The following is a 26,420-nucleotide window of genomic DNA, read 5'->3' on the forward strand; positions in this document are numbered from 1 at the left end:
CCGACCACGATTCGTCACGGCCAACGCGCACAAATCTGGCTGGGAATTACCTCGACGATGCTCAGTTTCGAACCGTAAACTCGTGCTTCTGCACCCGAGGAGGACCGCACCATGGCTAAGAAACCCACACCACTGCTGTCGCCCACCGGCGGGCTGCCGCAGGGCGGCCAGCTGCCATCCGGCGTCGCCACCGGTTTCGACAGGGTCATGGCGATTCATCGCCCCGCTGTGCTCGCCCACATCCGCAGCATTCGCCACCGTCACCCCGATGCCTCGCCGGAACAGCTTGTGCGCATTCTGGAGCGGCGATATCTCGCCGCTGTCACCAGCGGCGGCGCCGCGGTCGGCGCGACGGCCGTGATCCCCGGCGTCGGCACCGGTATCACGCTCGCTCTGTCCGGCGTCGAGACGGCCGGCTTTCTTGAGGCGACCGCTCTTTTCTCCCAGTCCGTCAGCGAGGTGCACGGGATCACGGTGAGTGATCCTGAGCGCGCGAGGGCGCTCGTGATGACCATGATGCTGGGCCACGAGGGCTCCGACCTGGTGCGTCAGCTGGCCGGTCAGGTCACCGGCGGAGGAGTGGCCCGTACTGCCTACTGGGGAGAGTTGGTGACCACCAGCCTGCCCCGCGCCATCATGGGGCCGCTGACAGACCGCCTCAAGCGCACCTTCATCCGGCAGTTCGCTGCCAAGGGCGGAGCCAGCCTGATCGGCAAGGCCGTGCCATTCGGCATCGGCGCCGTGATCGGCGGAATGGGCAACCACATTCTCGGCAAGCGGGTCATCGGTTCGTCCAGGCTCGCGTTCGGTCAGGCGCCCGCCACCTTCCGCCCGGAGCTCGACCCGCGGGCGCACACCATCACCCTGCGCGACGGCGCCGTGATTCCCGGCAACCGGCTCACTCAGCTGGGCCACGGCGCACTCCGGGCGCTCCCCCGGCCGCTCCGCCGCCGGCCGACCGGCGCGGATCCGGTCAAGCCGGATGCAGCCGCACCGGCGGAACCCCTCTAAGCAGAGCCCGACCGGCCTGACCCTGCCCGCCTTACCCGATCACTCAGACGTCTTCGGTCTCGCTGACTTCCTCGACGAACTCGGCGAGGCCGTCGTCGTCGCCGGCGTGCACCTGGGCGAACCGGTCCCATTCGGTCATCAGATGTTCGATCGCGGCATGGAACCGCGCCGTCGGCGCACCGGGCGTGGGATCGCCGAAGTACTGCTCGACCCAGACGCGCAGACGTTGTTCGGCGCCGTCGTCGTTCACAAGCTCGTCGAGGGTCTCGACGATACCGGCGGTCTCGCCCGCGTCAAGCCACTCGCAGTCGGACAGGTACCCGCTGATGTCGATGGCGGCGAGAGGGTTCAGCGGCCGCGTCACCATGAGCGGTTTGCCCGATGCAAGGCGGTCGTAGACCATCGCCGAGATGTCGACGATCGCAACGTCGGCGGCGGAGAGCTGCCAGCCAAGCTCCGCGCCGGTGTCGATGATGTGCTGGGCGCTGGCATCACGGCTGTTCGCCGTGTTGATCGCGGCCATGATCTGCTTGTTCGCCAGACCGTATTCGTGGTCGACCACACCTGAACGCGGATGCGGGCGGTACACCAACCGGTGCCGGGGGCTGCGCAACAGGGCCGTCACCAGGGCCACGCCGTGCGTGGCGATGGAGCCGTACGCGGCGGCGGCGCGGTCGCCCTCCCAGGTGGGCGCGTAGAGCACAACGGTGCGCTCGTCGGGTGTGAACGGTAACCGGCCCGAGTAGTGGTCGGCCTGGGGCCGACCGATGGTGATGGCCCGCTTGTCGAAGTCGTAGTCCCAGAGCACCTTGCCGAGCCTGGCGACGGCGGCCTGACCGGCCACGAACGAGTAGTCGTAGGCCTTGAACTGGTTCGTGGTCATGTACATCTTGTCGCTCTCACCATGGTTGATGAAAACGTGCCAGCGGCGCCCGTAGCGCATCATCTGGAAGTTGCGGGAGTTCTGATTCACGTACAGGACGATGCGGATGTCCTGCTCGGCGATCACTCGTTCGAGGTCGGACACCTTGCGCACGTAGGCGACCGGGATCGGGCTCTCTTCGATCAGCTTCATCGTGCCGCCGGCGGTGCGGCTCAGGACGACCACGGGCCAGGTCTCGGCCAGCTTCGCGAGTGGCTTGTACCACTGGCGCATCTGGTAAAGGTTCACCGGGCCATCCGCGAAGTACACGGCGATCTTGAAAGTATTGGCGGGCAGCGGGCCGCGTACGGCGAGGCGCTCGGTGAGTAGGCGCTGAGCCTTGCGGGAACCGAGCACATCCTTCACCAGCTTTGCTGCGAGTCGGACGTCTTTGCTGCTTACCACTGCTCCAGCCTACCCACCGGGCCGGGACCTAGGGCCTACCGCCCCCCCGGAAGGGGCGCACCGGTAGCCAATCGTTAGGCCCCGCTCAGATGACGGGGGGCCGGCCCGCGCGGGTCATCCGCCAGATGGTGCGGGTCGCCAGCGGACGGCGTTCGCCGGGGTCGGTGACCCACCCCTCCCACCAGCCACGGAACCAGGCCTTGAGGGCAGCCGGGTTGCGGGCTCCGCGGAGCACCTGGATCGCCGTCCAGGACCCCACGTAGAGCGGTATCAGCGGCAGTGGCAGGTTGCGCCGGGCGATCCAGACGCGGTTGCGGGCGTTGAGCCGGTAAAAATCGGCGTGCCGGGTGGGGAGGATCACCGGGTGGTTTGCCACCAGGTTGCCCGCGTACCAGGTGCGCAGGCCCTGGTCCCAGACCCGCCAGGCCAGCTCGATGCCCTCGTGGGCGTAGAAGAACGGTTCGGCCCAGCCGCCGGTGGCGTCGAAGTCGGGTCTGGGCAGAAGCACAGCACCCTCCCACACCGAGAACACCGCGCTGGAGTGTGCGGCGTCGCCCTTGCGGATGCGTGGAATCCAGCGGCGTGGCGCGGTCAGGCCGGCCGGGTCGACGACCTGAGGCTGCAGCAGACCGATGCTGGGGTCGGCGCGCAGCACCCCTACGGCGTCGATCAGGAACCTGGGATCCGGCAGGCTGGCGTCGTCATCGAGGAAGAAAAGGTAGTCGCCGCCCACGTGCTCCACGCCGCGATTGCGGCCGGCGGGGATGCCCAGGTTCTCGGGCAGGGCGAGCGCGGCGACGCCACTGGGCAGGCCGGTGGGCTGCCAGCCGTTGCCCACGCAAATGATGTCCAGCTGCACGTCTTCCTGGGCGAGCAGGCTGCGAATGCCGCGCTCGAGGTCGTCCGGGCGGCGGCCCTGGGTGAGCACGACCACACCGATGGTGACGGGCACGCTGTCGCCTGACCTCAGGAGCGCACTCGCTTCGAGGCCATGATCGCCAGGAAGTGGCCGATCAGCGCTAGGAAAGCGAGGGGAACGAGGACGGCGAGGAAGACCCGGTCGGTGATCGGCTGACCGAGGACGAGGCCGATGACTGCGGCGACGAAGATCACCATCGTCATTTCCACCGAGTGGTACAGGCGGTGGAAGGGCAGGAACCGGGCCAGGCGGCGCAGGGTAGCGATCAGGCCGGCCTGCGGCACTTTCTCACCCTTGTTGTCAGCCAGCTTGGGCAGGCCGGCGTTGGCGCGGGCAACGTGCACCATGTCGTTGAGGGCCTTGTTGAGCACGATCAGCAGCGCCAGGGCCAGGCCCAGCGTGGTGAACAGGAAGTCGGCGGGTGCTTCGAACGGGTAGGCGGCGGCGCGGATGCCCAGCGCGATGGGGATCAGGGCCTCGGTCGAGTAGTGCCCGACCTTGTCGAGGAACACCCCGGCCGGTGACGACGTCCTACGCCAACGGGCGACCTCCCCGTCGCAGCAGTCGACGAGCATCTGCAGCTGGCCGAGCACCAGGGCCAGCAGAGCACCCCAGATGCCGGGAATGAGCAGCGCCGCGGCCGTGGACCAGCCGACGAGGATCATCAGGCCGGTGACGCCGTTGGCCGAGATGCGCGTCTTCAGCAGCAGCCAGGTGAGGTACGGCGACAGGTCACGCAGGTACAGCGACGCCGTCCAGTGCTCGGCGTTGGCGCGCATCCGCACCTCGGGAGGTTGCGCGACGGCACGAAGCTCGGCGATCGAAGAGGGCCGAGCCGTGTTGGGCGAACCAGACGTCATTGATGTCTTCCCGTGTGTGCCGAGATGTTGGTGGTGAGCTTGAGGTAACCGAGCAGGAAGCCGATACCCCAGCAGAAGTGAATGCACGGCAAGACTACGAGAAACCAGAGCGCGACACGAACGCCGTCGGACCGGGTCGACGCAATGGTGGCCGCCACGACGATGAGCAGGTAGGCCAGCGGGGCCAGGAAACCCAGCAGCAGCCAGCCCGGTCCGCCCAGCAGGACCTGCACCAGACCGGCGAGGCCGAGCAGGATGCCGATGGTGACGCCGAGTACCATCACGGGTGGGGCGAAGTAGCGCAGGCCGTTGGATTCGGGGAACCGGCGGGCAAGTTCGCCGCGCCACAGTCCGGTGGAGACCATCTGGCGGGCCAGGCGGGACAGGCTGGGCCGCGGCCGGTAGGTGACCTTCAGCGCCGGGGTGAACCAGACCGAGCCGCCGTGCTCGCGCAGGCGGCGGTTGAGTTCCCAGTCCTGGCCGCGCTTGATGCCCTCGTCGAACATGCCCACCCGCAGCAGGCTGTCACGGCGGAAGCAGCCGAGGTACACGGTCTCGGCTTCGCCCTCGGGGCCGCCGACGTGCAACGGAGTGCCGCCCAGGCCGATGCGGGTGCCGTAGGCGCGGGCGACGGCTTGCTGGAACGGGGCGGTGCCCTGGGCATCCATGATGCCGCCGACGTTGTCGGCGCCGGTGCGTTGAAGCGTCTCGACGGCGATGCGGGCGTAGTCGCGCGGAAGCACCGAGTGGGCGTCGACGCGGATCACGACAGGAAAGGTGGAGGCGCGAATGGCGATATTGAGGCCGGCCGGCGTCGACCCGACTTCATTGGCTACGACGCGGATGCGCGGATCCACCGCGGCCATCTCTTCGACGAGTTCGGTGGTGCCGTCGATGCTCGGCCCCAGGGCCAGGGTGACCTCGAACGGGCCGTCGTAGTCCTGCTCGAGCAGGCTCTGGACCGCCGCTCGTACATGGCTGGCCTCGTTGAGCACGGGCATGATGTACGAGACGCCGATCAGCACTGTGTCTGCGCTCTCGTGCACTGGGCTGGCCATCTTTCCACTCATTCGGGCAATCGCCTGAGCCTAGCAGCCGAGTCTTTTCACTCGGTCCGCGTTACCTGTGGCACGCCTCCGAGCTGGCGGCCGCGGCCCCGGACACAACTGCGCCGCCGGTGCAGGACCGGCGGCGCAGGAGGAAGGAAGGAGCTGATCCGGGCTAGCTGGTGAGCTCGCCGACGGTGACCGACACCGTCACCGATTCGCCTTCACGCACGTAGGTGAGGTCGGCGGTGGCTCCGGCTGCGAGGGTACGCACCTGGGCGGTGAGGTCGGTCGCGTCGGTGATGGGAACACCGTTGAAATTGGTGACGACGTCACCGGCCTTCAGGCCGGCCTTCTGGGCGGCTCCGCCGGACGACACCTCGCTGATGAGGGCGCCGACGGTGTCGCTGTCGGTGCTGGTGGCGCCGGTGACGCTGGCGCCGAGCAGGCCGTGCGTGGCAGATCCGGTGTCGATGATCTCATCCGACACCCGCTTGGCCAGGTTGGCCGGGATCGAGAAGCCGACACCGATGCTCCCGGCGGTGGTGGCGGTCGAGCTGCCACCGGCGTTGGCGATGGCGACGTTGATGCCGATCAGTTCGCCCTTGCTGTTGAGCAGGGCTCCGCCGGAGTTGCCGGGGTTGATCGCGGCATCCGTCTGGATCACCGCGAGCGAAATGCTGCTCTGGGTGGCCTGGGTGTCCGGGGTGTCGGGGGTCGAACCGTCCCGGTTGGGCAGGTCGTAGTTGAAGAAGTTGCCGTCACCCTCGTCTGGCGTGGTCTCGTCGGGCGTGGTGGGTGCGGCGGAGGACGCCACGGTGATGCTGCGGTTCAGGGCGCTCACGATGCCGTTGGTAACGGTGCCGGACAGGCCGAGTGGCGCGCCGATTGCGATGGCGGTGTCGCCGACGTTGAGATCGCTCGAGTCCGCCCAGGTGATGGGCGTGAGGTCTGACGCGTCGGTGAGCTTGATCACGGCGAGGTCGGAAACCGGGTCGGTGCCGATCAGGGTGGCCGCGTACAGCTTGCCGTCGCTGGCCTTCACCTGGATGGTCGCGTCTGCGGCGGCGCCGTCGAGGGTGACGACGTGGGTGTTGGTCAGGACGTAACCGTCTTCGCTGAGGATGACGCCGGAGCCGGAGCCGCCGGAGTCGCCCGCGGCGACCTCGATGGTGACGACACTGGGCGACGCCTTGGCGGCGACGGCGGTGATCTCGTTCACGCTGTCGGTGTTGTTGACGACCACTGTGCTCGGGCCCTGGGCCTCGCTGGCCGGGGTGCCGTTGCTCTGGCTGGAGTAGACGACAGCGGAAACACCGGCTGCGGAGACCCCGCCGACCAGGGCGGCGATGGCGAGCGCGGCGACGAAGGCCACGTTGCCTTTGCGGCGGTTGGGGTCCTTGGGCGCCTTCGGTGCACCCGACGGCTGCGCGGGGTAGCCGTTCGCGTTGGCGTAGGCCTGCTGCTGCGCCGGGGTGGGGGCGTAAATCGGGGTGGACCCGTCCGGGCCCGGAATCGGGCGGCCGAAGGCATCCGTGGGGTAGGCGGGGGGCGCCTGGGTGTAGGGGTGCGTCGGCTGTGCTGCCTGAGCGTGCTGGGCTGTGGCCTGGTGCGCTGCTGCCTGCTGCGCGGCGGCCTGGTGCTCAGCTGCCGTGGGCGCCGGGGCAGCGACCGTGGCGTCTCCCGAACCGAGCACCTCGGTGGGCTGGTTGTCGGCGGCGCGTGGAACTGTGGGCTGTGCTGCGGTGGGTTGTGCTGCGGCTTCACCCGACGAGTTGACCTCGAACGGTGCGTTGTCCTGAGGCTGGTCGGGGGTGGTGCCCGGGTCCTGAGTGTTGTCGGTCATGGTGTGCTCCTTCCAAGCGAAGCTAGCTTCTCGCCTAAAGCTGAACGTTTGATATGCGCAGACTGGGAGCAATCAATGATGAAGCCGTGACCTTGCCCGGCTCGCGGAACGACGTGGTCCTGCAGCGGCCCGATGCCTCTCAGCAGCCGGGGCCGCCGGGGTTGCCGAGGCAGGACTCGGCCACAAGAACAGTGCCGGCGCGGTCGGCGATCGCGGTGATCGGGCGGGTCGGCACCAGCACCAGACCCTGCACGTCGCGCCATTCGGCACCGGCAAAGCGATACTCGGCCGAATATGACACGACCAGCCCGATCGACAGCGTGCCGGTGCTCTCGAACACGTGACTAGTTGAGGTTTCTGAGAACTCGGGAAGGTTCAGGGCCGCCCAGGTCGCTCCGCCCGAAGCCGACGTTCGCGACGTTCCGTCGCCGTAATCCCACCGGAATCCCACCGGGGTGAACCGCACCTCGGCCGAGGCGCCGAGGAGGGTCCCTGACCGGACATGGGCCGACGCCGTGGCGAAGAAGTTGGCCGGGACGCCGACGACGAGCCAACCGTTGGGTTCCATCCCTTGAGTGGGCGGGTCGGCCGGGATACTGACCAGGTCACTGACACGCACGACCAGATCGGGATCGCACGGCGTCTGAGGCTGGCACACCGGCACCGCGGGGTCGGCCGGCGCCACTATCGGTTGGCGCCTCGGACCCGTGCCCAGTCCGCCGGATGCGTCGCCCCGGTCGACGGGGACTCCCCCGGGAACCAGGCTGACTCCGTCAGGGAGCCCATCCCACTCGCCGCCTCCCGAGCCGCCACCGCCATCGCCGTCGCGGCCGTTGCCGGAACCAGACCCCTGACGTCCAGGCGTGTTGACCTCCCGGTCTGCGCTGAGGTCGACCCCGCCGTCGCCGACCGAGGCGCCCGGGCAGACGCCCGTCTGAGTCGTCAATCGATTGCAGCCTCCGCTGTCGGCCGTCGCAGCGGCGGGAGCTACCAACAAAAGCAGGGTCATCACCGTGAGAGTCACCACCAGGTACCTCATCCGCAGACTCCGTCGCCCTTCCACACCGCGGCGCTCGCCACTACAAGTCGTGGAGTGCTGTTCTCTGTTAGATCAAAAGTAATCTCAAATGGAGTCCTGTCTGGACGGTCGGCCGAAACTACCGACTCGCCGGCTTCGTTGAGTACATCCACGACAGAGACGTCAGAACACACGTACGCCGTCACCACGTCCTTGGTTCCCGGCCCAGGTTCAACTGACTGAATGGTGAAATTCGAGAATGCACTGCCTCCAGTGCTTCGAAGGTTCTGCGCCTGAGCTTCACGATAACTACCGATTTCTGACTTCGCCAGCTCCGTTGAAGTGAATTCTCGTATCCTCTCGGGGTTTAGTCCGCCATCCATGAGGATCTCGTCTGACGCTCTGAGGTAGTTCGCGTAGGCCTCGGTGGCCGCGGCGAGCGCCTCCTCGTCGGAAGCGAAGATGGGGGTGATCGTGGGCGTGGGCGACGGAGGCGCGGGCTTCGGCGCCGCCGTACAGCCCGCCGCACCCAACAGCAGACCACCCACACAGGCAGCAGTAGCCATCCGTCCGACACCTCGTCGCCCACCACCCACGATCACCATCCCGCCACCGTATGACAGCAGCCCTCCCCCGCGTGCAAGTTATCCACAACCCAGAACCCTGCCGTGGACCTGCACAACTCCGGCAACCCGTCGCTGGTCGCGCATCCGCACCGGTGTTCGCGGGGTGCGGCCTGACACGGAATCAGGAAGAGCAGGAGTTGCGCACACCCGGGGGGAATCCGGCTAGACGGGCGGGTGCGTGAGTTGGGCCGGCGGGATGTCGTAAATTTGGGGTATGCAGCAGGTCACCACATGACGATCGGCGGCGCCTGGCGTCGCACCGCCAGAGGCGCCGGGCTCCTCGCCGCCGACGGCACCGTCTCGGCCAGTATTTTCGCGGAAATGAGCGCGCTCGCCATGCGCACCGGCGCCATCAACCTGGGTCAGGGTTTTCCCGACGAGGACGGTCCTGCCGTCGTGCTCGAAGCCGCTCGTCAGGCCATCCGCGACGGCGTCAACCAGTACCCGCCCGGGAGGGGAGCACCGGTGCTGCTCGAGGCGATTGCGCGCCACCAGCAGCGCTTCTACGGGTTGACCGTCGACCCCGGCACCGAGGTTCTCGTCACCGCCGGCGCCACCGAGGCGCTCTCCGCCACCCTGCTGGCGCTGCTCGAACCGGGCGACGAGGTGGTGACCTTCGAGCCGTTCTACGACGCTTACGGCGGCCTGATCGCCCTGGCCGGCGGCGTGCATCGATCGGTGCGGCTGCACTCCCCCGATTTTCAGCCCGACCTGGATGAGCTGGCGGCTGTCGTGACCGACCGCACCCGGATCATCCTGATCAACAACCCGCACAACCCCACCGGCACGGTCTTCACCCGCGAGACCCTCGAACTGATCGTTGCGCTCGCGCATAAGCACGACGCCCTCATCGTGACCGACGAGGTCTACGAGCACCTCACCTTCGGCGTCGCCCACCTGCCGGTCGCGACCCTGCCCGGTGCCAGTGAGCGCACCGTCACGATCTCCTCCGCCGGCAAGACCTTCAGCACGACGGGTTGGAAGATCGGCTGGTTGAGCGCCCCGGCGGCCATCGTCACGGCGATCCTCGCCGTCAAGCAGTTCCTCACCTATGTCAACGGCGCCCCGTTCCAGCCGGCCACGGCGATCGGACTCGATCTGCCCGACGCCTACTACTCCGGCATCGCCTCCGACCTGCAGGCCAAGCGCGATGTGCTGGCCGGCGGGCTCGGCGCGGCTGGGTTCACCCTCGCGGTGCCGCAGGGTTCGTATTTCATCGTGGCGGATGCCGCGCCCCTCGGCCATCCCGACGCCGTCGAGTTCTGCCGCGCGCTGCCCGATCTGGCCGGGGTGGTCGGGATCCCGATCTCGGCGTTCTGCCTGCCCGAGCACAAGGCGCAGTACGCGTCGCTCGTCCGGTTCGCGTTCTGCAAGCGCGTCGACGTGCTCGAGGACGCCGCCGCGCGTCTCGCCCACCTGTAGTCACCTCTCGGCGCACAAAACGGCCCCCTGCAGCAGGGGGCCGTTTCGGTTTCAGCGCGCGGGCGTGCCGCGGGAGAGGCTAGCTCGCGTAGGCCGGGTAATCGGTGTACCCGACGGCATCCGGGCCGTAGAACGTGGCCGGGTTGGGCTCGTTGACCGGCAGGTTCTCCAGCCAGCGGCGCACGAGGTCGGGGTTGGCGATCACGGCACGACCGACGACGACACCGTCGCCGAGACCGTCGTCGAGCAGGGCGATGGCCTCCTCGCGGGTGGTCACGGCGCTGAATCCGGTGTTGACCAGCAGCGGGCCGCCGAACCGGCTGCGCAGCGTGCGCACCAGCTCGCCCGCGGGGTCGCGGTTCAGAACGCTGAGGTAGGCCAGTCCCAGCGGCGCCAGGCCGTCGACCAACGCACCGTAGGTGGCCAGGACGTCGGCGTCGTCGGTCTCGACGGCATCCTGGATGTTGTGCTGGGGCGAAATGCGGATGCCCACCCTGTCGGCGCCGATCGCCGCGGCGACGGCCGTCACGACCTCGATCACGAACCGGGCCCGGTTCTCGGCGGAGCCGCCATAGATGTCATCGCGCTGATTGGAGGCCGGCGAGAGGAATTCGTGCAGCAGGTACCCGTTGGCTGAGTGGATTTCGACTCCGTCGAGGCCGGCCGCGACGGCGTTGCGGGACGCCTGCACGAAGCCGTCGATGATGCCGGGCAGGTCCTCGCCGGTCAGTGCGCGCGGCACCGGGTAGGGCAGCTTGCCCTTGTAGGTGTGGCTCTCGCCCTGGATGGCGATGGCGCTGGGGGCGACGATCTGGAGCCCTCCGGTGATCTCGGGATGGGAAACCCGACCGGCGTGCATGACCTGGGCCACGATGCGGCCACCGGAGGCGTGCACGGCGTCGGCGACCTTGGCCCAGCCGGCGATCTGTTCCGTGGTGACCAGGCCCGGCTGGCCTGGGAAGCCCTGGCCAGCCTTATCGGGGTAGACACCCTCTGACACGATCAAGCCGAGGGTGGCCCGCTGGCGATAGTGCTCGATGTTGAGCGCACCCGGGATGCCGTCAACCCCTGACCGCATCCGGGTCAACGGTGCCATGACCATTCGGTTGGGCAGTTCGAGGGCGCCGAGGTTCAGCGGGGTGAAAAGACTCACGTGGTGCTCCTTATATCTGTGGGATGGGGACGCAGTGGATGCGCGGCTGTGCCGCCGTTGTCGAACACGCGTCCCGTTCAGCAAACTCTGCGACCGGGCAGGGTATTCCGGCCGCGGCAAATGATCAGCCGGAACTCAGGCTTGGCCGGCCGCCAATCCGGGCCGCCGGCCGTACCGAACCCCTGTTATGAGCACCGCCACCGCCGTCCCGGCAGGTTTCGACACCGACCTGGGCTACTGCCCGTTTGCGCTGTCAAACGACTCCGGCCGGCTGGGCCTGAGCACGAGCCTGATCGACACGCCCCTCGGTCCGGTCGCGGTGCGGCATGGTCGGCGAACAGCGACGGGCTCCACCGGCACCGCGACGATCCTGCTGCACGGTGCGGCCGGATCGTGGACCACCTGGACGCCGCTGATCCGCGCTGCGGACCGGTTGCCCGCGCCCCCGCTCGAGAACCTGATCATCCCGGACCTGCCCGGCTGGGGCGACACTCCCCTGGCAATCGACGAAGACGCTGAGACCATTGAGTCCCTCGCCGCGGCCGTAGCCGAGATCGCGCGCGCCCTAGGGTATCGGCGTTGGCGTGTAATCGGGCACTCGCTGGGCGGGTTCGTCGCCCTCGAGCTCGCGGCGAGCAGACCCGGGCAGACGACCTTTGTCGGACTGGTGTCCGCGACGACGTTCGGTGTCATCGACAGCGTGCGGCATCCGTTGTCCCGGTTCGCCGTGCTGCCCGGCTTCACGGCCCTGCTCGGCGTGATGAGGGTTCTCTCGGCGTGCGGCGCGGCCGGCCGCGGTCTGGCAGCCGGGCTGAATCGGCTGGGCTTGCTGCGCCCCGCGGTGGCTCCGTTGTTCAGCAACGTCCGCCGGGTCGACAAGAGCGTGCTGTCCGCTTTGGCCGCCGAGACGCGGCCACGCTCGTTCACTCTGGCCGCCGGCCGGGCCGGTCGTTACAACGCCGAGGCGTCCTGGGCCCGCATCGAGTGCCCGGTGCGATCGGTGCACGGCGACCGTGATGTCTTCGTCGGCGACGACGACGACCGGCGCCTGGCCCGCGTGATCGCCGACCTCGAGGTCACGGTACTCACCGGCACCGGCCACTTCGGCCACGTCGAACGTCCGGTCGACACGCTCACGGCTCTGCATTCGCCCGAATTCCTTGCGCTTTGCCGGGCAGCAGAGGAGAGTTGAGGGATCCTCCGGTTCTTCTGTCAGTGCCCCATCATCGCTTTCACCCGTTCCCGGCACCGAGCGTGGCCAATCTGGAAGTGAACGTGAAAACTCATGGGCACCCTGTCCTACGACCGGGTCGTCGTTGAATTCGACGACAGGATCCTGACTCATCTGCAAGTCGTGATCGTGCAGAAACTCCGCCGCGGCGAGAGCTTCCTTTTCTCCTGGCGCAACGCCATCGAGGTCGGCGACGGACGCAGTTCGGCATGGATGAATCCGGCGATACCGCTGTACTTCAAGTTCACCGGCGGCCACACCCCGACTCTCAACCCGGAGTGGATCGCACAGTTGACGCGCTCGGCCAACAGCTCGCAAGGGCTGATCGCCACCAGCGAAGAACGCGCCATCGATTCCAATCACGCGGGTGGGATGGATGTGTCGTTCGCGGTGAAGTCGGCCTCCGCGTTGCCGAAGTCGTCGGTGGCTGCGCCAGAATGAGCGCTTAGAGCGGCACCGTGCCGAAGCGGCGCAGGGCAACGGCGGGGTTGACCCGTCGCACCTCGGCAAGCCGGGCAGGGGAGATCCAGCCGACGGCCACATCCGTCGTTTCCCCGATCGTGACCAGCTCAACACCCATCGGGTCGACCACCATGCTCGCGCCGACGCCGCTTGGCGGCGCATGGTCGGCCGCCGCGAGATAGACGGTGTTCTCGAGTGCGCGCGCCGTGACCAGAGTGCGCCAGTGCTGCTCCTTGAGCGGTCCGCGCACCCACTCCGCGGGGACGAGAACAAGGTCGGCGCCGGCATCGACAAGACGGCGGGTGACCTCGGGGAACCTGATGTCGTAACAGGTCTGCAGGCCCACCGTGAGACCGGCAATCACGAAGGTCTCCGGCGCTTCGATGACACCGGCAAGCACCCGGTCGGATTCCCGTGACCCGAACGCGTCGTAGAGGTGCAGCTTGCGGTACCGCGCCACGACCAGCCCGGCGGGGTCGACGGCGACGAGAGTGTTCTGCACCCGGTGGGGGTCGTCGGTGCGCTCGAGCATGCCGGCCACGATGTGCACGCCCAGATCGGCGGCCAGGTGACCTAGCGCGGTCACAAACGGTCCGTCGAGCGCTTCGGCGGCGGCAACGGATGCGTCACCCAACCGGCTCTCGAAAAACGATGAATACTCGGGGAACACCACGATGCCCGCCCCTCGCGCCACGGCGGTACCGGCCAGCGAGCGCATCGCGGCCAGATTCGCCGCCTGATCAGCGCCGGGCGCGAACTGCGCCACGGCCACCCCGAGTTCGTCGCTCGCGCGCGCATCCACCATGTCGTCAGCCTAGCGGCGGCTTCCCAGCTTGCCGTCGGCAGGTCGCGAGCGAAGCGTCACGCAACGTGCCAGCATGAGACCCTGGTGCGAGCGAAGGGTGACGGATGAAGATCTTGGTCGTGGAGGACGATGACCAGATGGGTGCCCTCATCGAACGCGGACTGCAGGCCGAGGGGTACGAGACGGTGCGGGTCTCCACCGGGGTCGACGCACTCATCGCCCTCAATGGGGACGGCTTCGGCCTGGCCGCCATCGATGTGATGCTGCCCCAGATGTCGGGTTTTGAGATCTGCCGCCGCATCCGCGAGTCGGGCAACACCATGCCCGTGCTGCTGCTGACCGCACGCGACACCGTCGACGACAGGGTTTTCGGCCTGGACAGCGGAGCCGACGATTACCTCACCAAGCCGTTTGCGTTCGCCGAGCTCTCCGCCAGGGTGCGGGCCCTGCTGCGCCGCCGGTCGATGGGCGCGCCGACCACGGTGGAGATCGGCAACATAGTGCTGGACTCCCGCGACCTGCGGGTGACCGTGGCCGGGCGTGCGGTGTCGATGAGCCCCAAGGAGGTGGCGTTGCTTCGGCTACTCTGCAGCAGGGCAGGCACCACGGTCGACCGCACCACCATTCTCGAAGAGATCTGGAACGGCACGAACCACATCGACCCCAACATCGTCGACCAGTACATCAGCTATCTGCGCCGGAAGATCGATACCGATGCCGCGGGCGTGCGCATCGTCACCGTGCGAGGCACCGGTTACGCCGTGGAGCTCGCCGGATGAGGCGGCCCTCCCGGTGAGTGGCCCCCGGGGCATCTGGTTGCCTGCGCTGTCGATCCGCGCGCGGATCACCTTGGGAAGCCTTCTCGTCGCGACCCTGTTGTTCAGCACCGCCGCATTCTTCGTCCGCCTCGAGGTGCAATCGATTCTCACCGATTCGAACGAGACCATGCTGCGCAACGACGCCGAGTCCCTGCTGGGTCAGCTCGCGACGAACCCCGCCGAGGCCATCCAGAGCCCGAGCGAGGGCCAGCTGCTGGCCATCGTCGACCCGACCGGTACGGTACGGAAGTCGTCGCTGCCGCGCAGCCTGGACCGGCAGCTCGACGCCCTGATCGAATTGGGCGCCGAACCGCAGACCGTGACCACCCCCGCCGCCACCTACCTGGTCTCGGCGACGCCGGTGAGCTCGGATTCGGGCGACTGGCTCGTCATAGCCGCCCGCAGCCAGCAGGCCCCCACCCTGCTGCTCGATGAGCTCACCGGGGTGCTCGTGCTGGGCACGGTGATCCTCACCGCCGGGTTCGGACTGGCCTCCTGGCTGCTCACCGGCGCGGCGCTTCGCCCGGTGACCCGCCTGCGTGAGGAAGCCGAGAGTCTGAGCACGACGGGCTCCTCGGCGCAGCTGCGGGTTCCAGCCGGCAAGGACGAGGTGAGCGAGCTCGCCCGAACCCTCAACGACTTCATCAAGCGGCTCCGGCGCGGCGTGGACCGCGAAAAACAGATCGTGTCGGATGCGAGTCATGAACTGCGCACCCCGCTCGCGGTGCTTCAGGCGCAGCTCGAGCTGGCCCACCTCGACTCCGGCGATGCCCCTGCTCTCGAGCGCGACATCCGAGACGCATCGGCAACAGCCGGACGCCTGAGCCGGCTGGCAACCAATCTGCTCGAGCTGAGCAAGCTGGAGAGCGTGCAGTCGCCGCCCGAGACGGACTGGACCGGTCTGGTCGACGAGATCACGGCGTCGGTCGACCGGGCGCGGGTGGTGCGGGACGGCCACGAACTCGAGGTCGTCTACCGCATCGACGATGACGATCCGGAGGGTCGCTACGGCGTCTCGGCCACGAATATGGGCCAGCTCCTCGACAACCTCATCTCTAACGCCGTCACGGCGATGGCGGGCCACGGCGGCGTCACCGTCTCACTGTCCCGCTCAGGCTCCGGCGCGCTGATCACCGTGATCGACACCGGCCCCGGCCTGCCGGAGGATTTCATTCCGCTGGCGTTCGACAGATTCTCCAGGCCGGACAACGCCCGGTCAAGCAGCTCCGGCGGATCGGGCCTGGGTCTGGCCATTGTGCACGCCATCGTCGAGCGCGCCAACGGCACGGTCCTGCTGCGCAACACCGGCAGCGGACTCGCGGTCGAGATCCGGCTGCCGCGGCAGGTTCCCTAGCGGCACTTTGGGAACCTTCCAGGTCACCGAGGCCCCTCGTCGGTAAACGTTGGAGGGTTCTAGGGTCTGGACGTGACGACTGTTCTCGCCTCTCCGCTCGTCGAGGCCCCGGAGCCGACGAGACACGGTCGGCGCGGCTTCGCCGCTACCGCGGCCCTGCTCGGCCTGGTCGGCTTCCTGGTGTCGGTGGCCGGGTCCTGGCAGCCGTCCTACTGGGGTGACGAGGCAGCCAGCGTACTCTCCGCCGAGCGGTCGCTTCAGTCGCTGTTCCGGATGCTCGGCACGGTCGATGCCGTGCACGGTGTCTACTACCTGCTTCTGCACGGCTGGATCGACGTGTTCGGGGCGTCGGAGTTCGCTACCCGACTACTCAGCGCCCTGTCCATCGGCGCCGCGACGGCCGGCACCGCTGTCTTGGCCCGGATGCTCGTCAACCCGCGCGTCGCCCTGTTCGCCGCCCTCGTCTTCGCGGTGCTCCCCCGAGTGACGTATATGGGCGCTGAGGCCCGGTCCACGGCCCTGGCCACCATGATCGCGGTGTGGTGCACAGTGCTCCTCGTGCACATCGTGCGGTCCAGGCCCACCACCGCCACACTGACCCTGGCGCTCTGGTCCGGCTACGCGGTGCTGCTCGCCGCGGGCATCGCCGTGTTTGTTTACATCGCGCTGCTGGTGCCGGTGCACGGGCTGCTGGTGACCCTGCTGACCCGGCACAGCCCACGCGTCACCGTGCTGACGTGGGCCGGCGGGGTGGGCGCCGCGCTGGCGGTGGCCTCACCGATCATCATTTTGGCCCACACCCAGCGTGACCAGATCGCCTTCCTGGCCCGACGCGCACAGGCCAGCCCGCTCGACGCCGCCGTCCAGCAGTGGTTCGGCACTCCGGCTCTGGCCGCCCTCGCCTGGCTGTTGATCGCGGTCGGCTGCCTGACCGCGTTCGTCCCCCGGTTCCAGGGCGTCGGCGTGAACGCCGGGTCCGGTCGGGTGCCGCGGGCCGAACTGGTCGTCCTGCTGGCCTGGCTGGTCGTGCCGAGTACCACCCTGCTGATCGGCACCCACCTGATCACGCCGATGTACGCCTATCGCTACCTTTCGATCTGCGCGCCGGCGGCCGCCATCCTGATGGCCGTGGGCATCGTGGGGCTTCGGCCGATCTGGGCTCGGGCGATTGCCCTGCTGCTCGTGGTGACCCTCGCGGCGCCCGGCTATCTCGCGCAACGCTCGGACTTCGCGAAGGACCATGGCAGCGACTGGCGCCAGACGGCCGACATCCTGCGCGCAGAGGCCCGACCACGCGATGCCGTCGTCTTTGACGAGAGCACCAGGCCGTCGCGGCGACCGCGCCTGGCCGGGCACCTCTATCCGGCGGCGTTCGTCGGGCTGAACGACATCACGCGCGACGAGTCGTTCGAGAACACCGACGGGCTGTGGGACCGCACACTCCCGCTCGAGGTGGCCGCGTTCCGGCTGGCTGCAACCGATAGAGTCTGGCTCCTGCAGAATGTGGGGAGCCGAGGAACGGCGGCCGGGACCGACCTTGCCGTGCTCCGCGAGGCGGGTTTCGCCATCGTGTCGTCCCGCACGATCAACCGCACCATCCTCATCGAAATGACGAGGTTGACGATGCCGTGAGCCCCGGGTGTGACTTCTGGTCACGATGACTATATGATGGACCTCACGTTAGAGTCATATTGACCTTTACTCGAAGGATGCCCGATGACCGATCTACACCCGCCTGTGCTTGCGGTTTCGACGGTCATTTTCGCGCTCCGGCCCGACGTCGAGTCCGGCTTCATGACGCTCTGGCTTCCCCTGGTCCGTCGCACCAGGGACCCGTACCTGGGCCTGTGGGCGCTGCCGGGTGGCTGGCTGCCGCCCGAGGAGGAGCTCTCCACCGCCGCGGCCAGCACACTGCGGGAAACCACCGGACTCTCCCCCAAGTACCTCGAGCAGCTGTACACGTTCGGCGATCTCAGCCGTTCCCCGGGCAGCCGCGTCGTCTCGATCGTGTACTGGGCTCTGGTGCAGTCCACCGAGGCCGACCTCGCCGCCGTCGATGAGAACGTGCAGTGGTTCCCGGCCGACCGGCTGCCCGAGCTCGCGTTCGACCACAACCACATCGTCGAGTACGCGCTATGGCGTCTGCGCACCAAGGTGGAATACTCCCGCATCGCGCACGCCTTCCTCGGCGAGACATTCACCCTCGCCCAGCTGCGCGACGTACACGAGGCGGTCCTGCGCCGAGCACTCGACCCGGCGAACTTCCGCCGCATGATCGAGTCGACGGGGACCGTCGTCGACACCGGGCTCCGCCTGGCCGGGGTACCGCACCGGCCGCCGCGGCTCTACCGCTACAACGACTCCCACTCCATCGCCGAGGGGCCCCTGGGCTCCACGGTCGGCTGGCCCGAAACTCCCCTCCAAACCACCCCGCACTCCCCGAGGAGCACGACATGACCATCGCATCGGTCGACCGCACCATCCGTCTGATCAGCACGGGCAAGAGCACGGGCAGCACCTGCACCCCCGACCTCGCCGTCGACCCGTGGTACTTCGACGACAAGGCCCCCGGCTACGGCCCCGGCTCCTCGATGGGCGACGTCATCCCCGCCGGATCCCCCCGCCAGGGCGAGCTGCCCGCGCGCTACCGCACGGCTTCCAACGGCGAACTGGGCGACTGGATCCGCGCCGCCAAGGCCACCCTGGGCGACCGCGTTGTGGTGCTCGGCCACTTCTACCAGCGCGAAGAGGTGCTGCAGCACGCCGACTTCATCGGCGACTCCTTCCAGCTCGCCGTGGCCACCCAGAGCCGGCCGGATGCCGAAGCCATCGTCTTCTGCGGCGTGCACTTCATGGCCGAGACCGCCGACCTGCTCTCCCGCCCCGAGCAGGCCGTGATCCTGCCCAACCTCGCCGCCGGCTGCTCGATGGCCGACATGGCCGACATCGACTCCGTCACCGAGTGCTGGGAACAGCTCGAAGAGCTCTACGGCACCGAACCGGATGCCGACGGGCGCGTCCCGGTGATCCCCGTCACCTACATGAACTCCTCCGCGGCGCTCAAGGGCTTCTGCGGCGAGCACGGCGGCATTGTCTGCACCTCCTCGAACGCCGAGACCGTGCTGAAGTGGGCCTTCGAGCGCGGCCAGCGGGTGCTGTTCTTCCCCGACCAGCACCTGGGCCGCAATACCGCCAAGGCCATGGGCGTTCCCCTCGAGCGGATGCCGATGTGGAACCCGCGCAAGGCCCTCGGCGGCAACACCGAGGCCGAACTCGAGAACTCGCAGGTGATCCTCTGGCACGGCTTCTGCAGCGTGCACCGCCGCTTCACCGTCGAGCAGATCGAGACTGCCCGCGTTGAGCACCCGGGCGTGCGCGTGATCGTGCACCCCGAGTGCCCGATGGCGGTCGTGGATGCGGCAGATGAATACGGTTCCACCGACTACATCGCCAAGGCCATCGCGGCCGCACCGGCCGGGTCGACGTTCGCGATCGGCACCGAGATCAACCTCGTGCAGCGCCTCGCCGCCCAGTACCCGCAGCACACCATCTTCTGCCTCGACCCTGTCGTCTGCCCGTGCTCCACCATGTACCGCATCCACTCCGGCTACCTGGCCTGGGTACTGGAGGCTCTCGTGGGCGGCGACGGCGTGCCGGCGGAGGTGCTCAACCGCATCACGGTCGCCGACGACGTCGCCGGGCACGCCAGGGTGGCGCTCGAACGGATGCTCGCCGCCAAGCCGCCCGCCGCCGGTCCCGTCGCCCCCGTCGTGACCGGAGCCTGACCATGACGCGCGTGCTGGTCGTCGGCAGCGGCCTCGCCGGGCTGATCGCCGCGGTGCGGGCAACCGATGCCGGCCACCGGGTAACCCTGGTGACCAAGGCCGCCCTTTCCGACAGCAACACCCGCTACGCCCAGGGCGGCATCGCCGCGGCGTTGTTCCCCGACGACTCCACCGACGCGCACATCCTCGACACCCTGCGCGCCGGCGCCGGACTCTGCGACCCCGCTGCCGTGCGGGTGCTCTGCGAGGAAGGCCCGGCCCGGGTGCGCGACCTGATCCGGTTCGGCGTCGATTTCGACCGCGACGAATCGGGCATCACCCGTGGGCTCGAGGCCGCGCACTCCAGGTCCAGGGTGTTGCACGCCGGCGGCGACGCCACCGGCGCCGCCATCGAGACCGCGCTGGTGGCCACTGTGCAGGAGCGCGCCAAGCGCGCCCACGCCCTCGGCGGCGACCAGATCACCATCCACGAACACACCATGCTCGTCGACCTGATCGTGACCGACGGCCCCGGCACGGTCCGGGTGACCGGCGCGATGCTGCTCGGGCCGGACGGCACCCAGCACGCGGTCGCCGCCGACGCCGTGATCCTCGCCACCGGAGGCGCGGGAGCGTTATACCGGCACACGACCAACCCGGCCATCGCCACCGGCGACGGTGTCGCCGCCGCCTGGCGGGCCGGCGCTGCCGTCGCCGACGTCGAGTTCTACCAGTTCCACCCGACCGCGCTCGCGGTGCCCGGCACCCCGCTGGTGTCGGAGGCCGTTCGCGGCGAGGGCGCCGTGCTGCTCACCAGCACCGGTGAACGGTTCATGCCGGCCATCCACCCGGATGCCGAGCTCGCGCCCCGCGACATCGTGGCGCGCAGCATCGCCGCCCAGATGAAAAAGCAGGGCGGCGCCCCGGTGCTGCTGGACGCCACCGGGCTCGGCCGTGACCTGCTCGAGAGCCGGTTCCCCACCATCACGGCCGCCTGCCGCGCCGCCGGGCTGGACTGGGCGGTGCAACCGATTCCGGTCGCTCCGGCCGCGCACTACTGGATGGGCGGAGTCGCCACCGACTGCTGGGGCCGCACCTCGCTGGCCGGCCTCTACGCGGTGGGTGAGGTGGCCCGCACCGGAGCGCACGGCGCGAACCGGCTGGCATCCAACTCGTTGCTCGAAGCCGCTGTCTTCGCCGATCGGGCCGTGCGCGCGCTCGACGCTGAGGAGCAGCGACCGCCGCTGTTCGACGACCTCGAGGCAGTTGCCGAACTCGGCAGCGACCCGGATGAGGCCGGCACGCTCGTCGAGCGCAGCACCCTGCAGGAGCTGCTCTGGGAGGCCGCCGGAGTGCACAGGTCCGGCTCTGGCCTGACCCGGGCCGCCGTGACACTGGCCGGGTGGCGGGCCGTCGACCGGGCCAGGGCCACTGTCGCCGAGCTCGAGACGGGCAACCTGCTCGACCTCGGCCGCCTGATCGTGGCCGCAGCCCTGGCCCGCGAGGAATCCCGCGGCGCCCACCACCGCGCTGACTTCCCAGACAGCCGCCTGGAACTCGCCCGGCCGCGCTTCACCCGGCACCCGGCGTCGACCCGCCCTCTTCTCACAGTTCCATCGCAGCCTTCGGAGGCCATCGCATGCTGACCACACACTCCATCGACACCGTCGTGCGGGCCGCCCTTGACGAGGACGCCCCGTGGGGCGACCTCACCAGCGAGATGCTGATCCCCGCCGACGCCGTCGCCACCGCCCAGCTGGTGGCCAGGGAAGCCGGCGTGTTCAGCGGCGGGGCCGTGTTCGCTGCGGCGTTCCGACTGGTCGACCCACGCATCGCGGTGCACCTCCACGTCACCGACGGCGCCGCCTTCGCTGCGGGCGACCTGCTCGCCGAGGCGTCCGGCCCGGCCCGCGGCATCCTGCAGGCCGAACGGATCGGACTGAACTTCGTGCAGCGGATGAGCGGCATCGCCGCCCTCACCGCCCGGTACGTGGCTGAGACCGCCGGCACCGCGGCCCGCATCGTCGACACCCGCAAAACCACACCCGGCCTGCGCGCGTTCGAACGCCAGGCCGTGCGCGACGGTGGCGGCCACAACCACCGGTTCAGCCTCTCCGACGCCGTGATGGCCAAGGACAACCACCTTGCTGTGCTGAGCGCCGGCGGCATCGGCCTCACCGAGGCGCTGCTGGCCGTACGCGCCAAGCTCTCGCACACCACCCACTTCGAGGTCGAGGTGGACACCCTCGAGCAGATCGAACCCGTGCTCGCGGCCGGCATCGACACCATCATGCTCGACAATTTCGACGCCGACAGCCTCCGCGAGGGCGTGCGCCTGGTCGCCGGCCGGGCCATCGTGGAGGCCAGCGGCGGCGTCTCGCTCGACACCGTCAGACGCATCGCGGAGTCCGGCGTCGACGTCATCTCGGTGGGCGCCCTCACCCACAGCGTTCGCTCGCTCGACCTGGGCCTGGACGTGGTGATCCTCACCGAGGATTGACCACCCGTTCCCCGAACCCGGAGCAGCCATGATTTACCTGGACAACGCCGCGACGACGCCGCTGCGCCGCGAGGTCGCCGAAGCCATCTGGCCGGTCATGACCCGCGGCTTCGGCAACCCGTCCAGCCACCACCGGGTGGGTGAGGCCGCGGCCGCCACGCTGAAGGCCGCCCGCGCCCGCATCGCCCGGGTGCTCGGCTGCCGGCCCGGCGAGATCACCCTCACCGGCGGCGGCACCGAGGCCGCCAACCTCGCGGTGAAGGGCCTCGCCCTGGGCTCCCCGCGCGGCCGGCACATCGTTACCACCGCCCTCGAGCACGAGGCCGTGCTCGAGTCCTGCGACTATCTGCGCCGGCTGCACGGCTTCGAGATCACCCTGCTGACCACGGATGCCTCCGGCCGGGTCGATCCCGCCGAGCTCGCCAGGGTTCTTCGGCCCGACTCCACCCTCGTCACCGTGCACTACGCCAACAACGAGATCGGCACTGTGCAGCCCATCCGGGAACTCGCCGCCATCGCCCGCGCGGCCGGTGTGCCGTTCCACACCGACGCCGTGCAGGCCGCCGGCTGGCTGGAGCTGAACGCCGTCGACCTCGGCGTCGACGCGCTGAGCATCTCAGGACACAAGCTCGGCGCGCCCCAGGGCGTCGGCGCGCTGTACCTGCGCGGTCGCCTGCAGGTCGAACCGGTGCTGCACGGCGGCGGCCAGGAGCGCGGCAGGCGCAGCGGCACCGAGAACGTGGCCGGGGCCGTGGGGCTCGCGGTGGCCCTCGACCTGGCCGAGGCCGAACGGCGGGAGCTCGCGCCCGCCCTGACCGTGCTCCGCGACGGTTTCGTCGCGGCGGTCCTGGAGAGCACCCCCGGCGCGGCGCTGACCGGGGACCCGCTGCACCGGCTGCCCGGCCATGCTTCGTTCACCTTCGCAGGCACCGGCGGCGAGGCCGTGCTGCTCGAGCTCGAACGCCACGATATCGTCTGCTCGAGCGGGTCGGCCTGTGCCGCCGGCAGCGACGAGGCGTCACACGTGCTCACGGCCCTGGGCATCCCCGCCGATCTCGCCCAGACCGCTGTGCGGTTCACCCTGTCGGCCACCACCACCGCCGCGGAGCTGACCGAGGCAGCCACCCGGGTGCACGAGGCCGTCGCCGCCGTGCGCGGCCTGGCCGGCTGACCAGCGCCCCGGCCGCCCCCTCGCTCGCAACTGTTCCCGAACCGGACAAGTGCGTCCGGCGCACCGGGCGCAATTGTCCGAACGGGGCACAGTTGCGGTGCAGGGCGAACGGATGCTGAACGGGCGCCGAAAGGCAGTGCACGTGGGACCTTTGGCCCGTGTTTTGGGCGTTCCGGCAGCCTATGTTTGAACCAGAGACAAAGATCCCAGATCGGGTTGTCCAGGAGGAAAACTATGACGATCACAGACCAACCAGTCGCCACTCCCATAGCTACGAAGATCGACACCCTGGTTGCCGCCGGCAACGTCGCGCTGAAGGACTACGCGGACTTCACCCAGGAACAGATCGACTACATCGTCAAGAAGGCCTCCGTCGCCGCGCTGTCCCAGCACGCCACGCTCGCCGTGCACGCCGTCGCTGAGACCGGCCGTGGAGTCTTCGAAGACAAGGCCGTGAAGAACCTCTTCGCGTGCGAGCACGTCACCAACAGCATGCAGAACCTCAAGACCGTGGGCATCATCAGCCGCGACGAGCTCACCGGCATCACCGAGATCGCCGAGCCCGTCGGCGTCATCTGTGGCATCACCCCGGTCACGAACTGTACGTCCACCGCGATCTTCAAGTCGCTCATCGCGCTCAAGACCCGCAACCCCATCATCTTCGGCTTCCACCCCGCCGCGCAGGAGTCCTCCGCAGCCGCCGCCCGCGTCGTCCGCGACGCCGCCATCGCAGCAGGCGCACCCGCCAACTGCATCCAGTGGATCGAACAGCCGTCCCTCGAGGCCTCCACCCTGCTGATGAACCACCCTGGTGTGGCACTCATCCTCGCGACCGGTGGAAACGCCATGGTCCGCGCCGCGTACTCCTGCGGCAAGCCCGCCCTGGGCGTCGGCGCCGGCAACGTGCCCGCCTTCATCGAGAAGAGCGCCAAGCTCAAGCGTGCCGTCAACGACGTCGTGCTCTCGAAGGCCTTCGACTACGGCATGATCTGCGCTTCCGAGCAGGCCGTCATCATCGAAGAGCCCCTCTACAACGAGGCCATGGCCGAGTTCAAGATCCTGCACGCCTACCGCACCAACGCAGAAGAGAAGGCCCTCCTCGAAGAGTTCATCTTCGGCGTTCAGGCCAACTCGGAGAACTGCGCCGGCGCCAAGCTGAACCCGAACGTCGTCGGCAAGTCGCCGGTGTGGATCGCACAGCAGGCCGGCTTCAGCGTCCCCGAAGAAACGTCGATCATCCTGGTCGAGGTGTCCGGAGTCGGACCGCACGAGCCGATGACCCGCGAAAAGCTGGCACCGGTGCTCGCCGTCATGCACGCCAAGGACGCCGAAGAGGGCATCTCGCTCTCCGAGCAGATGGTGGAATTCGACGGACTGGGCCACTCGGGCTCGATCCACAGCGAAAACCCCGCGATCATCGAAGAATTCGGCAAGCGCGTCAAGGCTGTCCGCATCATCACCAACGCCCCCAGCTCGCTCGGTGGCATCGGTGACATTTACAACGCGTTCATCCCCTCGCTCACGCTCGGCTGTGGTTCGTACGGACACAACTCCGTCTCGAACAACGTCTCGGCGATCAACCTGATCAACATCAAGCGCATCGGCCGGAGGAACAACAACTTGCAGTGGTTCAAGATCCCCGCGAAGACCTACTTCGAGCCGAACGCCATCCGTTACCTGGCCGACATGCGCGACGTCACCCGGGTCACCATCGTCACCGACTCGACCATGACCCGCCTGGGCTTCGTCGACAAGATCCTCGACGTGCTCAACCGCCGCGAGGGCCGCGTTGCCCTGCAGATCATCGACAACGTGCTCCCCGAGCCCACCGTTGCCGCCGTCGAGAAGGGCGCAGAGGAAATGCGCGCCTTCAAGCCGGACACCATCATCGCCCTCGGTGGCGGTTCGCCGATGGACGCCGCCAAGGTCATGTGGCTGCTGTACGAACACCCCGAAATCGACTTCGCCGACATGAAGGAAAAGTTCTTCGACGTGCGCAAGCGCGCGTTCAAGTTCCCCGACCTCGGTGAGCTCGCCAAGCTGGTCTGCATCCCGACCACCTCGGGCACCGGTAGCGAGATGACCCCGTTCGCCGTCATCACCGACGACGTCACCGGCGTCAAGTACCCGCTGGCCGACTACGCGCTGATCCCGTCCGTCGCGATCATCGATCCCGTGCTCACGGCCATGATGCCGTCGTTCCTCGCCGCAGACTCCGGCTTCGACGCCCTGACCCACGCCACTGAGGCGTATGTCTCGGTGTACGCGAACGACTTCACCGACGGCCTCTGCCTGCACGCGATCAAGCTGATCTTCGAGAACATCGAGACCAGCGTCAAGGGCACCATCGGCAGCACCGATGACGCCGTGATCAAGGCTCGCGAGAAGATGCACAACGCCGCATCGATCTCCGGTATGGCATTCGGTAACGCCTTCCTGGGCATAGTCCACGCCATGGCTCACGTCACCGGCGCGCAGCTGCACCTGATCCACGGCCGGGTCAACGCGACCTACCTGCCGCACGTGATCCGGTACAACGGCACCGTACCGACCAAGCTGACCAGCTGGCCCAAGTACGAGCACTACATCGCCCCGGAGCGCTTCCAGGAAATCGCGAAGCACCTCGGCCTCCCGGCCTCCACCCCGGCCGAGGGCGTCGAGTCCTACGCCAAGGCCGTCGAGAAGCTGCGCGACCAGGTCGGCATCAAGCCGTCCTTCCAGGCACAGGGTGTGCCGGAAGAGGACTTCATCAGCCGCCTCGACTCGCTCGCCATGGGCGCCTACGGCGACCAGTGCGCACCCGCCAACCCGCGGATGCCGATGCTCGAGGACATGAAGACCCTCATGGAAGCCGCGTACTACGGCACGTCGTTCGCCGAGGTTCGCGCCGGACGCGCAGCCGTGGTTGACGCCGCGCACGAGACCGGTGCAGTGGTTGCCGCTCCGACCGAGGACGCCAAGAAGCCCGCCCGCAAGGCCGGCAAGTAGGCTCCACGCGTCACAGCAACAACCGTTCGACCTGCACCACCACAACGGCCCCGCACTCTCGTGCGGGGCCGTTCTGTGTTGCGAGAACGGTGCCGGCGG

Annotated in this window: 22 protein-coding genes; 13 read left to right on the forward strand and 9 right to left on the reverse strand. The window is 68.5% G+C overall.

Going from position 1 to position 26,420, the window contains the following annotated elements; genetic code table 11:
• The first annotated feature begins 111 nt into the window (after positions 1-111).
• Positions 112-1,011, forward strand: coding sequence for a hypothetical protein (locus tag C3B61_RS03585; protein ID WP_244285820.1), 900 nt, complete (start codon positions 112-114; stop codon positions 1,009-1,011).
• Positions 1,012-1,054: 43 nt separating this feature from the next.
• On the opposite strand, the gene C3B61_RS03590 is transcribed toward C3B61_RS03585, so the two are convergent.
• From C3B61_RS03590 to C3B61_RS19615, 7 genes are all read right to left on the reverse strand, one after another.
• The gene (locus C3B61_RS03590) at positions 1,055-2,338 is read right to left on the reverse strand and encodes a hypothetical protein (RefSeq protein WP_103459570.1); all 1,284 of its coding nucleotides are present in this window, start codon (positions 2,336-2,338) and stop codon (positions 1,055-1,057) included.
• Between the two features lie 85 nt (positions 2,339-2,423).
• Positions 2,424-3,290, reverse strand: coding sequence for a glycosyltransferase family 2 protein (locus C3B61_RS03595; protein WP_103459571.1), 867 nt, complete (start codon positions 3,288-3,290; stop codon positions 2,424-2,426).
• A 14-nt stretch (positions 3,291-3,304) separates the two neighbouring features.
• Complete coding sequence (locus C3B61_RS03600) at positions 3,305-4,117, reverse strand: CDP-alcohol phosphatidyltransferase family protein (protein WP_088455539.1); 813 nt, start codon at positions 4,115-4,117, stop codon at positions 3,305-3,307.
• A complete protein-coding gene (locus C3B61_RS03605) occupies positions 4,114-5,175 on the reverse strand; it encodes a glycosyltransferase family 2 protein (RefSeq protein WP_244285821.1) in 1,062 nt (353 codons plus the stop codon). Before C3B61_RS03605 ends, C3B61_RS03600 begins: the two co-directional genes overlap by 4 nt.
• A 163-nt stretch (positions 5,176-5,338) precedes the next feature.
• Entirely contained in the window at positions 5,339-7,009 is a 1,671-nt protein-coding gene (locus tag C3B61_RS03610) for a S1C family serine protease (RefSeq protein ID WP_103459572.1), read from the reverse strand.
• 139 nt (positions 7,010-7,148) lie between these two features.
• On the reverse strand, positions 7,149-7,955 hold the full coding sequence (locus C3B61_RS19395; RefSeq protein WP_133160225.1) for a hypothetical protein: 807 nt from the start codon (positions 7,953-7,955) through the stop codon (positions 7,149-7,151).
• Between the two features lie 89 nt (positions 7,956-8,044).
• A complete protein-coding gene (locus C3B61_RS19615; RefSeq protein ID WP_165791118.1) occupies positions 8,045-8,593 on the reverse strand; it encodes a hypothetical protein in 549 nt (182 codons plus the stop codon).
• Positions 8,594-8,884: 291 nt separating this feature from the next.
• Between C3B61_RS19615 and C3B61_RS03625 the strand changes: the two genes are divergently transcribed.
• Positions 8,885-10,075, forward strand: coding sequence for an aminotransferase class I/II-fold pyridoxal phosphate-dependent enzyme (locus C3B61_RS03625; RefSeq protein WP_103459575.1), 1,191 nt, complete (start codon positions 8,885-8,887; stop codon positions 10,073-10,075).
• A gap of 79 nt (positions 10,076-10,154) precedes the next feature.
• Here the strand turns inward: C3B61_RS03625 and C3B61_RS03630 are convergent, their stop codons facing one another.
• A complete protein-coding gene (locus C3B61_RS03630) occupies positions 10,155-11,228 on the reverse strand; it encodes an alkene reductase (protein ID WP_103459576.1) in 1,074 nt (357 codons plus the stop codon).
• 187 nt (positions 11,229-11,415) lie between these two features.
• On the opposite strand from C3B61_RS03630, the gene C3B61_RS03635 reads away from it, so the two are divergent.
• Complete coding sequence (locus tag C3B61_RS03635) at positions 11,416-12,420, forward strand: alpha/beta fold hydrolase (RefSeq protein WP_103459577.1); 1,005 nt, start codon at positions 11,416-11,418, stop codon at positions 12,418-12,420.
• Between the two features lie 93 nt (positions 12,421-12,513).
• Positions 12,514-12,900 carry a DUF7882 family protein gene (locus C3B61_RS03640; RefSeq protein ID WP_240632395.1) on the forward strand — a complete coding sequence of 129 codons (387 nt, stop codon included), beginning with the start codon at positions 12,514-12,516 and terminating at the stop codon, positions 12,898-12,900.
• Positions 12,901-12,904: 4 nt separating this feature from the next.
• On the opposite strand, the gene C3B61_RS03645 is transcribed toward C3B61_RS03640, so the two are convergent.
• The gene (locus tag C3B61_RS03645) at positions 12,905-13,726 is read right to left on the reverse strand and encodes a carbon-nitrogen hydrolase family protein (protein WP_103459578.1); all 822 of its coding nucleotides are present in this window, start codon (positions 13,724-13,726) and stop codon (positions 12,905-12,907) included.
• Positions 13,727-13,830: 104 nt separating this feature from the next.
• Here C3B61_RS03645 and C3B61_RS03650 point away from each other — a divergent pair, with 104 nt between their 5' ends.
• The 9 genes from C3B61_RS03650 to adhE all read left to right on the forward strand — a co-directional run bounded on the left by C3B61_RS03650 (position 13,831) and on the right by adhE (position 26,321).
• Positions 13,831-14,505: a response regulator transcription factor gene (locus C3B61_RS03650; RefSeq protein ID WP_088455531.1), complete on the forward strand. Its 675-nt coding sequence runs from the start codon at positions 13,831-13,833 to the stop codon at positions 14,503-14,505.
• A gap of 70 nt (positions 14,506-14,575) precedes the next feature.
• Positions 14,576-15,898: a sensor histidine kinase gene (locus tag C3B61_RS03655; RefSeq protein WP_165791119.1), complete on the forward strand. Its 1,323-nt coding sequence runs from the start codon at positions 14,576-14,578 to the stop codon at positions 15,896-15,898.
• 72 nt (positions 15,899-15,970) lie between these two features.
• Complete coding sequence (locus tag C3B61_RS03660) at positions 15,971-17,530, forward strand: glycosyltransferase family 39 protein (RefSeq protein ID WP_103459580.1); 1,560 nt, start codon at positions 15,971-15,973, stop codon at positions 17,528-17,530.
• Positions 17,531-17,614: 84 nt separating this feature from the next.
• Entirely contained in the window at positions 17,615-18,355 is a 741-nt protein-coding gene (locus C3B61_RS03665) for an NUDIX hydrolase (RefSeq protein WP_088455528.1), read from the forward strand.
• Complete coding sequence (nadA, locus tag C3B61_RS03670) at positions 18,352-19,683, forward strand: quinolinate synthase NadA (RefSeq protein WP_103459581.1); 1,332 nt, start codon at positions 18,352-18,354, stop codon at positions 19,681-19,683. The genes C3B61_RS03665 and nadA overlap by 4 nt, the downstream gene beginning before the upstream one ends.
• A gap of 2 nt (positions 19,684-19,685) precedes the next feature.
• Positions 19,686-21,308, forward strand: coding sequence for an L-aspartate oxidase (gene nadB / locus C3B61_RS03675; RefSeq protein ID WP_103459582.1), 1,623 nt, complete (start codon positions 19,686-19,688; stop codon positions 21,306-21,308).
• Positions 21,302-22,162 (forward strand): carboxylating nicotinate-nucleotide diphosphorylase, encoded by an 861-nt coding sequence (gene nadC / locus C3B61_RS03680; protein WP_103459583.1) that lies wholly within the window; start codon positions 21,302-21,304, stop codon positions 22,160-22,162. Before nadB ends, nadC begins: the two co-directional genes overlap by 7 nt.
• A 28-nt stretch (positions 22,163-22,190) precedes the next feature.
• Positions 22,191-23,333, forward strand: a complete 1,143-nt coding sequence (locus C3B61_RS03685) for a cysteine desulfurase family protein (protein ID WP_103459584.1) — start codon at positions 22,191-22,193, stop codon at positions 23,331-23,333.
• A 234-nt stretch (positions 23,334-23,567) separates the two neighbouring features.
• Positions 23,568-26,321: a bifunctional acetaldehyde-CoA/alcohol dehydrogenase gene (gene adhE / locus C3B61_RS03690; RefSeq protein WP_174776223.1), complete on the forward strand. Its 2,754-nt coding sequence runs from the start codon at positions 23,568-23,570 to the stop codon at positions 26,319-26,321.
• Positions 26,322-26,420 lie beyond the last annotated feature (99 nt).

It is taken from the genome of Cryobacterium zongtaii (assembly GCF_002909375.1).
Taxonomy (GTDB): Bacteria; Actinomycetota; Actinomycetes; order Actinomycetales; family Microbacteriaceae; genus Cryobacterium; species Cryobacterium zongtaii.